Raw genomic sequence first — 15,164 nt, 5'->3', positions numbered from 1 at the left:
TAACATTAATCTATTTTTTATTGTTCGAAGGGGATTCTAATTAAGTAAAAAAAATAGTAATTTGTATACTATGTGTATGAAAATCAGAGGGTTAAAAATATAATATTTCTAAACAAAAGAATGTATATCTGTTAAAAAAGCCATATTCGATATTGAAAAACCCTTATAAAAAATTTATTTAGATTTAATCTTAATAATTAACTAATCTATTATTTTTTAGCTTCCAATAATTGGATAGGGCGATTAATACTTTCCTCCAAAACGATTAATGTTTCAGTGCGGTCAATTCCTTCTACCTTCTGGATTTTGTTCAATACATCTCGAAGGTGATTGGTATCTTTACAAATGATTTTCGCAAAGATGCTGTAGTTCCCGGTGGTGTAGTAAGCGTTGATTACTTCAGCAATCTCCTTCAGTCGTTCGATTACATTGTCATACAGAGAGCTTTTTTCCAGGTAAATCCCCAAAAATGCGGAAATGTCATATCCCAATTTAGAAAAATCAATGTTCAGTGTTGCACTTTTCACGATGCCCAGATCTTCCAGTTTCCGCATGCGCACGTGCACAGTTCCGGATGAAACAAAGACTTTTTTTGCTATTTCGGTGTAGGGAGTTTTGGCATCCTCGTTTAATAATGAAATGATTTTTAGGTCGATATTGTCAATATCTAAAATTTTATCCATTTTCGACTTCGTTCATTGTTGATTTTAAAATAAAGATCAGTCTAAATTATTAAATTGTCAAAGATTTTCCCAACTTTTTTGTTTTTTTGCACAATTTTAGAAAAGAGTAGGGGTTACGCTTTTTGCACTTTTTTTTACGTGTAAGAAGACCTTTTGGAGGAGTCCCGGATAATCAGTTCGGATCTAAGGGTTATGGTATTGGTTTTTTGAAGGATTTCCTGCTGCTCGTCTCCCAGGTGATTAATCAGGTTTTTCATAGCGACCTCCCCCATATGGTAGCTTGGGTAATTGATTGTGCTAAGGTTAGGTTCGACCATTCGGGAAATCAGATCATTATTAAACCCTACGATAGCAATGTCTTTTGGAACCTGAATGCCTCTTTTTTTTAGGGCCATCAGGCAGCTTGCAGCACTGGTATCATTAGATACCAGCAACCCGTCCGGTCTGGGGTTTAGTTTTAGTATTTTTTTGACGATGCGCTCTCCTAAATCTTCATCCAGTTCATTACTGATGACATTTTCAGCATTAAAAACAAACCCATGATCCATCAATGCGTATTTGTATCCTTTTAGTCGGTCAGCATATACATTGATTTGAAGGTTCCCCAGGACATGTACAATTCGTTTACATCCTTCTTTGATCAAATGAGCAGTAGCATCGTAAATCGCCTGTGTGTTATTGATTACCACTCCTGTACAATGATTGTTTTCAGGAACCCGATCAAAAAATAAAACGGGGATTTCTTTATTAAAGAAAGACTGAAAATGTTCAATATTATCGGTAGTGCCGGCTTTGGATACCAAAAGGCCATCTACACGGCTGTTGTACATGATATTGGTATTCGAAATCTCCTTTTCCAGCGACTCCATGGATTGACTGATGACCAGGTTGTATCCGGATTGACTGGCAATTTTTTCCATGCCGGCAAGGACCGAAGACTGAAATGGGCTGTTGAGTTTGGGCACAATTACACCAATGCTTTTAGACCGCCGCTTCCTAAGACTTGAGGCAAAAATGTTAGACTGATAACCCAGTAATTTGGCTGCATCCAATATCTTTTTACGGGTGTTTACATGAACCCTCGGGTGGTTGCTCAAGGCTCTGCTGACGGTGGTCGGGGACAAACCCACGTTTGCCGCTATATCGTAGATGGTAATTTCTTTTTTCATTAATTTATCTTACCCCAATTGATTGCTAATAATAAATAAAATTATAGATGGATGCAACCGATTTCAAAGCAATTAATGTTTTGAAATCATTCCATAGCCCTTATTTACTTTTAATAAGTAGAATAATATTGAATGATTTGGTTATTTTAATAATCTATTTCCTGTTTTGGAAGGCGAATTGGCCAGATGACTTTACATTTATTTGGAAAATTGTTGCTATCATCCATTTTTTCATGACTTAAATTGTTTTATCAGACCAGGGGTGACCTCTTCAAATTTATATGAAATCGGTTGTATTGAAATAAATATATTGATATGTTTACGATTATTGGAATATGAAAAGTAGATTAGCAGTAACGCATGATTAAAATTAAACCACTCTTTGTTCTTTTCCTAGGTTTTTCGTTGCCAATTTTCGGGCTGGCCCAAAAATTGGCTACAGTGGAGATAGCCTTGCCGGCAATTTCTAACTATGCCTATCCCGTCTCATTGCATTTGAATTCCATTACCCACCTTCCCGATTCGGCACTTACCTTAATAGAGGTTTCCAACGGAGAGCGCATGGAAATTCCTTTTCAGATGGACCCAATGAAAGAGCGAACGCTGCATTGGCTAGTTACTCCGCAAGGAGAAATGGGTATCAGCCGTACCTACGAACTTCATCACAGGAAAGCAGAAAAAAACACTGGAACTCTCGGATTGCAGCAAACCGAAAAAGCATTGGTCATCCACAAAAACAAACAAGATCTCTGGCAGTACAATTTTGGAGTGGCTTACCCCCCGGAAGGGGTTGATTCCGCTTATGCCAGAAGCGGCTTTGTACACCCCATGTGGTCTCCCGGTGGAAAATCGTTGACGCGCATCCAACCGCCGGATCATTACCATCATTATGGATTATGGAATCCTTGGACAAGAGCGGAATATAAAGGTGAAACCATTGATTTCTGGAACCTGGCAGAAAGACAGGGCACTGTCCGTTTCGCCAATTTTGTTACCAAAAGTGAGGGGCCTGTTTTTGCAGGATACCGCGTTCTTCACGAACACCTCGTTTTGCAAAACCGCGATATCCCGGAAGTGGCGATGACCGAGGTTCAGGGTACACGAATTTACGCCTCAGATGAAGACGAATCCTATTACATTGCAGACATTAGCATATTGCTTAATCCAGCCGGTAAGGATCCGGTGACCTTGAAAGAATACAGGTATGGAAGCCTGGGATGGAGGGCTACCGAAAAATGGAATCGAGATAACAGCGAGGTGATTACCTCCGAAGGATTGAATAGAAAGGCAGCGGATGGAAGCCTGGCCAGATGGTGTATTGTGCAGGGTGAGTTGGATACTGATTATGCATCCGTGGTGATGATGTCTTCGCCCACCAATTACAATCACCCGGAACCATTACGGATTTGGCCGGAGGATATTTCCGATAGGGGAGACATGTATGCCAATTTTGCACCCACCAAAAACATGGATTGGCATCTGGAATCCGGTAAAAGTTATGTCTTAAACTACCGCTTTTTGGTTTCGTCCAAAAAAATATCACCGGAGGCTGCCGAGGCTGCCTGGAAGCAATTTGCAAGCAGTCCAAAAATGACTATAATTAAAGAATGAAGTTATACAGAATGAATTACATTGCTTCGAAAACTTAAAAAAGGGAGGATTCAGAGGCAACCACAACTCCCTGGGATAGCCGTTAATATTTTCCCGATTATGGGCAATATAATACTTGTACAAAAGTAACAGGATAAAAACCAAATAGAATAACCAAAAAAGCATGCTTCCATGAAAAAAGAGAACAAATCAAATCTTTCTAGAAGGAATTTTATGAAATCCAGTACCAAAGGTGCTCTGGCGGCTTCCTTTGCTGTAACCGGATTTCCAACCATCGTACCGGCTTCGGTTTTGGGCAAAAACGCGCCCAGCAATAAGATCAATATCGGACAAGTAGGTTTTGGGCGTATAGCCATGACCCATGATTTGCCGGAAACAATGAAAAACGACATTGCCAGAGTGGTGGCGGTGGCGGATGTGGATCGAGACCGGGCGACTCAGGGAAAAACCTGGATAGAAAAACAGTATGCAGATAAAACCGGCAGCAGCAATTACGTGGATGTACAGGTTTTCGATGATTACAAAGAAATGATCCGTCACAAGGACGTGGATGCGGTGATCATTAGTACACCCGACCACTGGCATGCCCAACCTGCCATGGAAGCAGCATTGGCCGGAAAGGATATTTACCTTCAAAAACCGACCTCCCTTACTATAGAGGAAGGCAGAATGATGAGTGACACCATTCACCGAACAGGAGCTATTTTCCAGATAGGTAGTCAGCAGCGGTCAATGAATCCCTGGCCACAATTTAAAAGGGCCTGTGAACTGGTTCGAAACGGTCGTATTGGCAAGGTAGAGCGGATATTAATTGGGTTGCCGGGTGATCCAGCTGGGGGAAATCCTCAGGAAATGCCGGTTCCTGATAACCTGAATTATGATATGTGGCTGGGATCTACGCCTTGGGTCCCTTATACCCTGGATAGGGTGCATTCACAGTCCGATATCCGGTCAAGACCAGGCTGGCTTCGTTGCGAACAGTTTGGTGCGGGAATGATTACGGGCTGGGGCGCCCATCACCTGGACATTGCACACTGGGCCATGGGTAAAGAATATTCAGGACCTATTGAACTGGAAGCTACCGCCAATTTTCCAACGGAAGGCCTCTGGACGGTTCACGGAGACTTTAAGGTTGAAGCCAAATACGATAACGACGTGATTATGGAAGTCAGCGGTGATTATCCAAACGGAGTAAGGTTTGAAGGTACCGATGGTTGGATTTTCGTAGCTCGGGGCAATGTGGGCGTAACGGACAGTGATCCGGTTCCCGGAAATAAGCCCAGTGAGGCCTTTAAGGCAAGCGATCAGAAAATTCTTACTTCGGTAATCGGACCGGACGAAATTCACCTGTATGAAAGTGAAGAACACCATAAAAACTGGCTGGATTGTATCGTGTCCAGGGAACAAACCATTGCCCCGGTAGAGGTTGCCCACCGGTCTTGCAGTGCCTGTCTGCTTTCCCATATAGCTATGAAGTTGCCAAGGAAACTTTACTGGGATCCCATGAGAGAGCGATTCAAAAATGATGACGAGGCAAATGCCATGCTTTCCCGTCCAAACAGGTTTCCTTATGGAACCCAATACGTTTTGTAACGACGATATACCGAAAGTAATTAAATCACACGTATGTCTTTAATTCAAAGTTGGCGCTGGTTTGGGCCGAATGATCCTGTCACATTGCAGGAAATTCGCCAGGCCGGCGCTTCTGATGTGGTATCGGCTTTGCACCATATTCCGCATGGAGAAGTCTGGCCCCTGGAAGAAATTCTGGAAAGAAAAAGAATAATTGAAGAAGCCGGTCTGGTCTGGACTGTAGTTGAATCCGTTCCCGTACACGAATCTATTAAAACCAAGGCTGAAGACTGTGAACACTACCTGGAGAGCTACCGTAAGACCCTCGGTAATCTCGGAAAAGCAGGAATACACCTGGTTTGTTACAATTTTATGCCGGTCCTGGACTGGACCCGAACCGATCTCGCTTTGGACATGTCCTCGGGAGCTAAAGCCTTGTATTTTGATTGGGCGGATCTAGCTGCTTTTGATCTGCACGAGCTAAAGCGCGAGGGTGCAGCAAAAGCGTACCCCTTCCCAATAGTGGAAAAGGCGAAACAGCGCTGGGCTGGAATGGCTCCGGATAGAAAGCAAGAATTGTCAGATATCATTCTTATGGGGGTGCCTACAGAAAAAAGCATGACGTTAGAAGGGCTATCCAGCAGCATCGCCCGGTACCAATCCATTGGGAAAAACGGTTTACGGGAAAACCTTGTTTACTTTTTACGGAGTATCCAAAAGACCTGTGAAAGCAATGGCATTACCATGACCATTCATCCGGACGATCCTCCATACCCTATTTTGGGATTGCCTCGGATTGTCTCTGGGTTGGAAGACCTTATTTTCATCACGGATGCTGTAAAGGAGTCCTTTAATGGTATTTGTCTTTGTACTGGCTCTTTGGGGGCTGGTAAAGAAAATGATTTACCCAATATTGTCAGTGCCGTAGCCGATCGCATCCAATTTGTTCACCTCCGGAATGTAAAAAAAGACGAATGGGGTAATTTCCATGAGTCCGATCACCTGGAGGGCGATGTGGATATGTTTGAGGTGATGAAACGTTTGGTAACAATCAACAAAGGCAGAGCCATGCCCATTCCCTTTCGTCCCGATCACGGGCATCAAATGCTGGACGACTTACAAAAACAAACCATACCGGGTTACTCTGCCATTGGCCGGCTAAAGGGTCTGGCAGAATTGAGAGGGCTGGAAGTAGCTCTGGAAAAGTACCTCTAGTAGTACCCCATTCCTGATAATACGGAATTGAAATGATTTACAGTGTAAAAATAACGATAATCACAGCTTTTCTTTTTGTGTTAAGCACGGTTCTTCTGGCAGCTCAAGTTATCGTAATGCCCGAAAAAGGCTTTTGCGCCCATCGAGGAGCCATGGCCACCCATCCTGAAAATACCATCCCCGCTTTTTTGGAAGCCATACGAGTGGGTGCCCATATGATAGAGCTGGACGTGCAGTATAGTAAGGACTCCGCAATGGTTCTCATGCACGATGCCACCGTGGACCGCACCACCAACGGATCGGGAGCGGTAGAAGAATTGACGTTATCAGAACTGAGAAATCTGGATGCAGGTAGTTGGAAAGGTAGTCAGTTTGCAGGCACCCAAATTCCTTTATTGGAGGAAGCACTGGAGGTCATGCCCCGGAATATCTGGCTAAACATCCACTTAAGAGGGGGGAAATCTCTGGGAAGTCGTGTCGCGAGGCTACTTAAAGAAAAGGGTAGGGGGCATCAGGCATTCCTTGCGGTGCAGGATGAAGCGCGTCTTGGTGCACAAACAGCATCCGAATCCGTATTGATTTGCAATATGGAACGGCAATCAGGAGGCGCAGACTATGTGGCTGGCACGGTGAATATGGGAGCAGATTTTATTCAACTCCGGGGAGAAGTCCGGCCGGTATTTAGGAAATATGCACGGACCCTACACGAAAAGGGTATCAGGGTAAATTATTTCGGAACCGATGATCCGGCTATTTTGGAAAAACTACTCGACTGGGGTATTGACTTTCCGCTGGTAAATGACATTGCTGCTTCCATGGAATTGGCAAGTAACTATGGTCTCAAACCAATAAAACCAGTCTTTTGAACCTTTGCTGAAGAATTTCGGCGGCGGAGCAATTGTATTACTTCAACCTGCCAAAAATACAGTAGCGTACCGGTAGTCCCCAATATTTTAGTTGTGAGCAATTTCAGACATCGTACTATTTTAAAGAGGGTGGACTGACGTTTTTAATTGAAATTGCTGCTGTGGCGGAATAAACTCAATGCGCCTTCTTTTTTGGAGAGATTTTTGTGTGGATATCTGTTAACAAACAGGTATAATTATGAAAAGACTTACTGGCATTTTGAAATACACGTTGGCTGCACTTTTTTTCTCGATGGTTCAAATTCGTTATGTGTTGGCCCAGGCTGGCGAGGAGTCGGTGGAAGAATATCCCTTAAATCCTTCTCCACTACGAGTGGTTTTATATATCCTCCTTTCCTTTATAGTGATTGCGGTGGTGTTTAAGTTACTTTACAAACCAAAGAAAAAGCCTAATCCTTAATTGGAAATAAACACATTCCGGGAATGAAAGAAGATACCGCAATTGCCTATTAAAAATAAGGCAGGGGTTAAATTTTGTACCTGAAATTTGGTATCCTGGTTTTGTACCAAAACACGGTTTGCTAATTATTATGAGGGAGATGACCCTGCCTTTTATAACGAATCATTCGATTTGGGTGACTAATAGCCGCTTGAAAGTGCTATTGCAGAGGCAGTGTAGGTAGTTAGTGCCCAAGTGCTTAAATCCGTAAAACCCTTGTATTGAAATGACTCTGGATTTTAATGGTAGCACAGAAGAAGAGCTATTTTTTGGGAGTTCATTTTTTGATTGGTAAAAAACTTCTAAATTGGTACACTTTGTAACCAATGACCCAAACCAAAATAACCGATAAATCGCTCTGCGCTGCGCTCTACCGTAAGGATTTGAAAGCGTTTGATACCATTTACGAAAGGTATTGGAAACGACTTTATGTGTATGCTTATAAGATTTTTGAAGACCAGCTGGTTTGTGAAGATTTGGTGCAGGAAGTTTTTGTGGACCTTTGGGGCCGAGCAGCTGAAAAAAGAATTGAGCACTTGGAAGCCTATTTGTTCCGGGCTGTCAAATTTCAGGTTTTGAAGGTGATTCGAAATTTAAAAAAGACCACAGATCTGGAAGCTGTTTTTGCTCATTTGCCCGAACAGTTGATGGCAGATCATTTATTGGAATTTGAAGAGGTAGACCGGATTTTAAAGGAAAGTATTCTGGCTTTACCTGATAAATGTAAGGAAGTGTTCCAGTTGAGTAGGGAAGCCGACATGTCTAACCTGGAAATATCCCGTCAAATGAACATTTCTGTACGTACGGTAGAGGCTCATTTATACAAAGCATTGAAATCGATCAAAAAAAATATTAGCCAAATTTATTTTGGTATACTGGGATTTTTTGTGGATTTCATTTCTATTTTGTTTTGATAAAATAAAGTTTTATAATATAATATTTTTTTGATTCTTTGATCTCCCCTTTTTTTTATTTATTATTATAACCTATTCGGAATTTTTTTTCAGGTTAGGCTAAGTAGTAGGGTTTTTATTAGGTACTGTCTTACAGATACCGACAAAAAATGAATAAACGAGCGTTTTTGCATTTGCTTCAAAAGAAGGATACTGGCCGTTTAACCAGCCGGGAAAAAGCCTTGTTGCTACAGGTTTTGGATCAACTTCAACGCCGGGAGTTGACCTGGGACTTGGAGAAAGAGGAAGCAGAGGAGATCAAGCAGAGCGTCAAAAGAAAAATTGATGACCGGATCCAAGTTCCGGAAAGAGTATCTGCTTTTTCCTTTCCTTTGCGATTGGTAGCTTCGTTAGTGCTGATTCTATGTTTAGGTTTTTTAGTTTATAAAGTTCAGTTAACTCCTAATGAAATGGTGTGGGAGGAGCGAGTCACCAATGAACGCCAAAAGGCAACAATAACACTACCGGACGGTAGCCTTGTATTTTTGAATACCAATACCAGCCTTCGGTTTCCCAAAAAATTTGAGGGTGGAAAGCGAGTAGTTGAGTTGAATGGAGAGGCATTTTTTGACGTGTTAAGAGATAGTTCTTCTGTTTTTGAGGTGCACAGTCATGGAGTCCGAACGAAGGTACTGGGTACCAGTTTCAATGTAAAGGCTCATCGGGAATCCGCTGTTAAGGTGGCTGTAAAACAGGGAAAGGTAGGTGTATATCAGCAGGGGGTGGAAGAAGAAGACTTTGTGGAACTACAGCCTAACCAGATGGCGACCGTTTATCCGGATAGTTTGGGAATCCAAGTGGAGAAGGTTGAGCCGGATGCATATCTGGCTTGGAAGGCTCAATCAGTTTCCTTTGATCTGGACACTTTTGACGAGATTATTCCCCGATTGGCTGCGATTTACAATTATTCGATCGAAATAGAGGGAGAGGGAATGGATGGTTGTCTGATAAAAGCGACCTATTCAAATGGCAACTTATATGCGGTGTTGCACGGATTGAAAAACCTGGCCGATTTCGAAATACAGCAAACGGGGGAACGAAAACTAACCCTGTATTTTAAAAGATGTATTCAATAATTAACGATGCCTATGAAAATGAGCCAACGAAAAAATTTACCCGGAAAATAAAGAATCCGGAACTGCTACAACAGTCCCGGATCTGATTTGGTGGCATGCCACCTATGTTTAACAATAAACGTTTAAAATTATGAAAAATAATTTACTAAGGCTAGTTGTGCTTTATTCCAAACAAACCCTAAAGTACTTTTTGCTTCAATTACTTGTGATACAAGTGATTATGGCAGAGCCTGGATCCGGCCAGAGCATGGAGGATTACCAGGTAAGTTTGCAGGCTAAAAACCAGAACCTGGTAACGGTTCTGGCAGAACTGGAGCGGCAGACCGATTTTGTTTTTGCCTACAACCAGGAGGTAGCCAGGGACAAAACCCGGATTACGCTGGCACTCAGCTCCGATTTAAAAACCGTTCTCAAACGAATCACCGAACAAGTCAATTACGATTTCAAGCGGGTCAACGAACAGATTTACGTGGTAAAGAGTGAGGTTGGACTGGTTTCTACGGAGTCACTCCGAAGGCGGGTTGATAACAGAAAGTGGCTGGATGTAGAAATATCCGGAACGGTAACTGATCAAAATGGCGACCCCATTCCGGGTGCAACGATTTCCATTTTGGGTACATCTGTGGGAACCGTTACCGACCTGGATGGAAATTACAGGTTAAATGTCCCTGATGGAGCTACAGTAGTGTTTTCTTTTATTGGTTACCAATCGAAACGCATTGAAATTGGCGATCAAAGTATACTAAATGTAATTTTGATGCCGGATGTAACCTCGCTCGAGGAAATTGTGGTGGTTGGTTACGGAACCCAGGAGAAAAAGGACATCACCGGGTCGGTTGCCTCGGTGAAAAGCGATGACTTCAACAAAGGTATTATGAACTCCCCTGGACAGCTTTTGCAGGGTAAGGTGGCTGGTGTCGATGTCACTTCTTCAAGCGGCGCCCCCGGCAGTGGGCAGCGGATCGTCATACGCGGACAGGGTAGCATCCGGCAGGGTACCGGCCCCTTGTTTGTGGTTGACGGCTTTCCCCTGGGACTTGCGGGTACCGGCGGTGCAGACAGTCCGCTGAACTTTCTGAACCCTGATGACATCGAGTCAATCGACGTGTTGAAAGACGCTTCTGCAACTGCCATATATGGTGCCCGTGGCGCCAATGGTGTCGTCATTATCACCACCAAGAAAGGCTCGGCAGGTGTCTCAAAAGTTTCGGTGAATAGCAATTTCGGTGTATCCAACATGGCAAGAGAGATACCCGTTTTTTCTGCAGACGAGTTTCGTCAGCAGGTCAATGCTGTGGAAGGTATATTGGAAGATAGGGGTGGCGATACCTACTGGCAGGATGAACTGACCCGGACTGCGTTTACCAACGACCATAACATGGTTTTTCAGGGAGGAAGTGAGAATTTCAATTACAGGGCATCGCTAGGGTATCTCGACCAGCAGGGTATTGTCCTCAATACCGGGTTCAAGAGATATAGCGGAAGGATCGGTGCCACACAAAAATTATGGGACGGTCGGTTAAGTATCGATTTCAATCTTGGTTCAAGCATTGAAAAAGGTGAAAATGCACCTCAAGGTCGCCTGGTTTCTGAAATGCTGGAATTCAACCCCACCTATCCGGCTCGCGACGCCAACGGCGATCCGGTTAGATATCCCGACTTGATGAATCCACTATATACCGCAAAATTGTATACGAACTTCAGAGAAACGAAGCGCACGCTTTTAAGTATTTCACCTTCCCTCGAAATAATGGAAGGGCTGGTATACAAGGTAAATTTAGGATATGACACCCGATCAAGTGCTTCTGATAATCAAAACATGCCGAACATGGACCCCTTTGAAGAAGGGCGTTTGGAGCAGGGGTTCTCAGACGGTGAAAACACACTGATCGAAAATTATTTGACGTACAATTTTGGCATCGGAACCGACCATGGGTTTACCGTTATGGCCGGACATTCCTACCAGAGGATTTACAACAGGTCCAGATTCTGGAGCGTGGATCTTTTCAGTGACAATGGCATAGAACCCCGCTATAATCCAGGTCTTGGGCAGCGGTTGAACCTGGTGGATAACCCGCCAGGTGGATCGGCCAATATCAATGAGCTGCAGTCGTTTTTCGGAAGAGCCAATTACGATTTCCGTGACAAATACATGGTTACGGCAACAATTCGTGCAGATGGGTCCTCCAAATTCGGAGCGAACAATAAGTACGGTACATTCCCTTCATTTGCAGCCGGTTGGCGATTGTCCGAGGAGGCGTTTTTGCAGTCGTCGCCGTTCAGCGAGTTGAAACTCCGGGTAGGTTGGGGTCAGACCGGTAATCAGGAAATTCCCAACAAGATCACGAAGGCGTCCTACACTACGCGGATATCCAACCAGGACAGCTATCCGCTGGGTGGGCAGGAGCCGCCCTACACTGCCGGAACCGCCTTCGTTCGACTGGCAAATCCTGACCTGCAGTGGGAGGTTTCTACGCAAACGAACGTGGGCGTTGATTTTGAGTTGTTCGAGGGCGCACTCTCGGGAACAGTGGATTATTTCAACAAAGTCTCCAACAATATCCTGCTAGAAGTAAAGCCGCCGGACCCCATTCAGCCTGCCACAGACTACTGGACCAATGTCGAGGATATGCGGATAATCAACAAGGGTCTGGAGATTGCATTGAATTATCATAATCGCACTGAGGGTGGATTAACTTACAGCATTGGGGGTAACGCTACGTTCATCAACAATGAGGTGCAGGACTCGCCCTTTACGATTGTAACAACAGGTAGTGCGGAGGGATCGGGACTTACCGGTGCCACGATCAACGGTTTGATCAATGGTCATCCGATCGGTACGTTTTACATGCAAAGGTTTCTTGGTATAGGCTCGGACGGCTTATCGATATTTGAAGATTCTGAAGACGGCGGACGAATGGTTGTAGGCAGCGCCTTGCCGGATATGACGTACAATTTCTTCCTGAATTTCAATTACAAGAATTTTGACCTCGGTATGAATTTCAACGGGGTATCGGGTAATATGATCTACAACAACACAGCGATGAACAAATTCTATAAGGCGAAATTGGCTAACTCTCTGAATACGACCGATAAAGCCGTGGAGTTTCCCGAGGAGAGCACCATCAATTCTTCCTCCGTTTCTACACGGTATCTGGAAAATGGTTCCTTCTTTCGCCTGAACAATATGACGCTGGGGTACAACTTCAATACGGATGCCCTAGGTATCGCAAGTTGGGCGAAAGAATTGCGCTTATCGTTGACTGGACAGAATCTATTCCTCATCACCGAGTACACGGGGTTTGATCCGGAGGTGAACCAGGATCGCTCGGTGGGTGGGATTCAGTCGGCCGGGATCGACCTGAACGGTTATCCACGGGCCAGGACATTTGTTATGTCGCTCAACGTATCTTTTTAATTAACTAAAAGTGAATAGTACCATGAAAAATACTATAAAACTAATCATATTAGCAATTGCGGTGTTAATTGGCAGTTGCACGGACCTTCAGGAACAGATCCTGGATGAATCTCTTAGTGGTGGCGGGCAGGAAAGTGATCTCGTGCGGGGAGTTGTAGCGCCGGCCTATGGTATGTTGCCGGAGTTCTACAGGCACACAAGGTATTTTGCCGTGCAGGAAATAACCACCGATGAAGCGATCCTGCCGTACCGTGGTGGTAGGGACTGGGGCGACAACGGCATCTACCTCGAATTGCACCAGCATACCTGGGGTCCTGTACACAGCAATATACAGCAATGCTGGGATTACCTCACCGTGATGATATCCAGGACGGTTACGGCAATCAACATTCTGACGCCACTGGTGGACTCCGACCCGGAAGCCAGGGTTTTCCTGGCGGAGGTAAGAGGCCTCAGGGCATTTTACAACATGATCGTCCTCGATCTTTGGGGCATCACATTCAAGAAGGATGATGCGGGAGAACTCTCTGAAATTCTCCGTGGAAACGACGCAGTAGAATACATCCGGAATGAATTTGAAGCGGTTTTACCTGACCTGAGAACAGATGTTGGCCCCGGAAGACTCACCAAGGGCGGTGCGTATGGCTTGTTGGCCAGACTACATCTGAATGCTGCGGTGTGGCGCGATCCCTATGCTGCCAGCTTTAATTTCACCGATGCTGATATGAATAAGGTTATTGATTACAGTAACATGGTCATTAACGATGGTCAATACAGCCTGTCCCCAGAGTTCTTCGCCAATTTTAATAATGACAATCATGACAATCCGGAGCTGGTATTTGCTGTTGATCAGCGACCCGACCTGAATGGGCACAACCGGATGTCATATTTCTCTATGTCGGACAATTTTTACGGTAATCCGCTGTTCCCGAGAGGCAATGGTACAGATGGGCCGGGCATCACGCCGGACTGGTACCAGTCCTGGGAGCAGGCCTACGGCGATACGGATCCTGCCGACGCTGATGCCCGGTTCTATTGGGAAAGAATGGTCATCCCGGCTGATTCTGCTATCGCCGCGGAGGATTTTGAGGTCAATCGTGGTATCTATCGGGGATTACAATATGGCTTGCAAAATACAGGAAGAAGGTTGCCGTTCATCCAGACAGCTGATGGTCGGTACAAGATAGGACCGTTGCGAGATTGGCGTCGTGCGGAAGAAAACGCTTTTGTGGATTTTACCGAGGAGATTAACTTCACTGCGGAGGGCAGCGACTACAACACCGGTTTCAGGGTTGAAAAATATCAGTGGAGCAAGTCCTCAGATGACGGCAGGAACAAAGGAGAAGCTGACCTGGTGATCGTAAGGCTGGCCGATTGCTACATGATGCGCGCCGAAGCCAAACTGCGTATGGGTGATACGGGAGGAGCCCTGTCGGATGTTAATCTGGTGCGTGCTTCCAGAACCGCCAGGCCTGCAGTTACGCCGCCACCCCTCGCGTCGATGAACCTGGATCTCCTCTTCCGCGAGCGTGGCTTTGAATTTTACTGGGAGCATCAGCGGCGTACGGATATGATCCGTTTCGGTAAGTACGAAGATACCTGGACCGAGAAAACGGACAGCGACGTACAAAAGCGGATATTCCCGATTCCGCAGTCTGCAATCGACGGTGCTTCAGCGGCTGAAGGATACCTGGTGCAGAACCCAGGCTACTAAGAAGACAACATCCCACGGGATGGACGATTAAAAAGAGGGCAGACGGATTACCGTCTGCCTTTTTGTATTCCTTGTAAGCAAGGATATCCGGCAGCTGGAGAGATCGCTGCGCCGGCTGACCGAAACTCAGGCAATACGAAGCCAAATGCGTTACTGACAAGGGCAGGATATGAAGAAAGGCTTAGTATGTTCCGTGAACATTACGAGAGTGAACCCTTTATGAAAGACTGTCGGGGAAAGTTAGATCCACCAGAGAAATGCTGTCCACAATGCGGAATCATATCTCCCTTGCTGAGCAATTCTTATCTTGGCAGGTTTAACCAATATATAAAGAGATTGAATTGGTCGCAAGTCAGAATACCCCCCGTTTGACAGGTCTGGACAGAGG

The 15,164-nt window shown here is 44.8% G+C and carries 11 protein-coding genes; 9 read left to right on the top strand and 2 right to left on the bottom strand.

Features of this window, described 5'->3' with window-relative positions:
- Positions 1-209 precede the first annotated feature (209 nt).
- Both GKS34_RS04730 and GKS34_RS04725 read right to left on the bottom strand, forming a co-directional pair.
- On the bottom strand, positions 210-683 hold the full coding sequence (locus GKS34_RS04730; protein WP_163383625.1) for an Lrp/AsnC ligand binding domain-containing protein: 474 nt from the start codon (positions 681-683) through the stop codon (positions 210-212).
- 134 nt (positions 684-817) lie between these two features.
- Complete coding sequence (locus GKS34_RS04725; RefSeq protein WP_163383624.1) at positions 818-1,852, bottom strand: LacI family DNA-binding transcriptional regulator; 1,035 nt, start codon at positions 1,850-1,852, stop codon at positions 818-820.
- A gap of 360 nt (positions 1,853-2,212) precedes the next feature.
- On the opposite strand from GKS34_RS04725, the gene GKS34_RS04720 reads away from it, so the two are divergent.
- The 9 genes from GKS34_RS04720 (at position 2,213) to GKS34_RS04680 (ending at position 14,776) form a co-directional block, all read left to right on the top strand.
- A complete protein-coding gene (locus tag GKS34_RS04720) occupies positions 2,213-3,463 on the top strand; it encodes a DUF6807 domain-containing protein (protein ID WP_163383623.1) in 1,251 nt (416 codons plus the stop codon).
- A gap of 171 nt (positions 3,464-3,634) precedes the next feature.
- Positions 3,635-5,056, top strand: a complete 1,422-nt coding sequence (locus GKS34_RS04715) for a Gfo/Idh/MocA family protein (protein ID WP_163383622.1) — start codon at positions 3,635-3,637, stop codon at positions 5,054-5,056.
- Positions 5,057-5,089: 33 nt separating this feature from the next.
- Entirely contained in the window at positions 5,090-6,250 is a 1,161-nt protein-coding gene (gene uxuA / locus GKS34_RS04710; RefSeq protein ID WP_163383621.1) for a mannonate dehydratase, read from the top strand.
- Positions 6,251-6,282: 32 nt separating this feature from the next.
- The gene (locus GKS34_RS04705) at positions 6,283-7,116 is read left to right on the top strand and encodes a glycerophosphodiester phosphodiesterase (RefSeq protein WP_205602020.1); all 834 of its coding nucleotides are present in this window, start codon (positions 6,283-6,285) and stop codon (positions 7,114-7,116) included.
- Positions 7,117-7,354: 238 nt separating this feature from the next.
- The gene (locus GKS34_RS04700) at positions 7,355-7,576 is read left to right on the top strand and encodes a hypothetical protein (protein ID WP_163383620.1); all 222 of its coding nucleotides are present in this window, start codon (positions 7,355-7,357) and stop codon (positions 7,574-7,576) included.
- Positions 7,577-7,941: 365 nt separating this feature from the next.
- The gene (locus GKS34_RS04695) at positions 7,942-8,529 is read left to right on the top strand and encodes an RNA polymerase sigma-70 factor (protein WP_163383619.1); all 588 of its coding nucleotides are present in this window, start codon (positions 7,942-7,944) and stop codon (positions 8,527-8,529) included.
- A 149-nt stretch (positions 8,530-8,678) separates the two neighbouring features.
- A complete protein-coding gene (locus GKS34_RS04690) occupies positions 8,679-9,644 on the top strand; it encodes a FecR family protein (RefSeq protein WP_163383618.1) in 966 nt (321 codons plus the stop codon).
- Between the two features lie 130 nt (positions 9,645-9,774).
- The gene (locus tag GKS34_RS04685; protein WP_163383617.1) at positions 9,775-13,062 is read left to right on the top strand and encodes a SusC/RagA family TonB-linked outer membrane protein; all 3,288 of its coding nucleotides are present in this window, start codon (positions 9,775-9,777) and stop codon (positions 13,060-13,062) included.
- A gap of 22 nt (positions 13,063-13,084) precedes the next feature.
- Positions 13,085-14,776, top strand: coding sequence for a RagB/SusD family nutrient uptake outer membrane protein (locus GKS34_RS04680; protein ID WP_163383616.1), 1,692 nt, complete (start codon positions 13,085-13,087; stop codon positions 14,774-14,776).
- Positions 14,777-15,164 lie beyond the last annotated feature (388 nt).

It is taken from the genome of Cyclobacterium jeungdonense, assembly GCF_010994275.1.
GTDB classification, from domain to species: domain Bacteria; phylum Bacteroidota; class Bacteroidia; order Cytophagales; family Cyclobacteriaceae; genus Cyclobacterium; species Cyclobacterium jeungdonense.
The sequence above is the reverse complement of the archived record's forward strand: the minus strand, read 5'-3'. Positions and strand labels throughout refer to the sequence as shown.

What these genes read in the sequence shown, in the direction of transcription:
- GKS34_RS04690 (WP_163383618.1), top strand. Translation starts at nt 8,679, where the DNA reads ATGAATAAACGAGCGTTTTTGCATTTGCTTCAAAAGAAGGATACTGGC.
- GKS34_RS04725 (WP_163383624.1), bottom strand. Translation starts at nt 1,852, where the DNA reads ATGAAAAAAGAAATTACCATCTACGATATAGCGGCAAACGTGGGTTTG.
- GKS34_RS04680 (WP_163383616.1), top strand. Translation starts at nt 13,085, where the DNA reads ATGAAAAATACTATAAAACTAATCATATTAGCAATTGCGGTGTTAATT.
- GKS34_RS04705 (WP_205602020.1), top strand. Translation starts at nt 6,283, where the DNA reads ATGATTTACAGTGTAAAAATAACGATAATCACAGCTTTTCTTTTTGTG.
- GKS34_RS04720 (WP_163383623.1), top strand. Translation starts at nt 2,213, where the DNA reads ATGATTAAAATTAAACCACTCTTTGTTCTTTTCCTAGGTTTTTCGTTG.
- GKS34_RS04700 (WP_163383620.1), top strand. Translation starts at nt 7,355, where the DNA reads ATGAAAAGACTTACTGGCATTTTGAAATACACGTTGGCTGCACTTTTT.
- uxuA (WP_163383621.1), top strand. Translation starts at nt 5,090, where the DNA reads ATGTCTTTAATTCAAAGTTGGCGCTGGTTTGGGCCGAATGATCCTGTC.
- GKS34_RS04730 (WP_163383625.1), bottom strand. Translation starts at nt 683, where the DNA reads ATGGATAAAATTTTAGATATTGACAATATCGACCTAAAAATCATTTCA.
- GKS34_RS04695 (WP_163383619.1), top strand. Translation starts at nt 7,942, where the DNA reads ATGACCCAAACCAAAATAACCGATAAATCGCTCTGCGCTGCGCTCTAC.
- GKS34_RS04685 (WP_163383617.1), top strand. Translation starts at nt 9,775, where the DNA reads ATGAAAAATAATTTACTAAGGCTAGTTGTGCTTTATTCCAAACAAACC.
- GKS34_RS04715 (WP_163383622.1), top strand. Translation starts at nt 3,635, where the DNA reads ATGAAAAAAGAGAACAAATCAAATCTTTCTAGAAGGAATTTTATGAAA.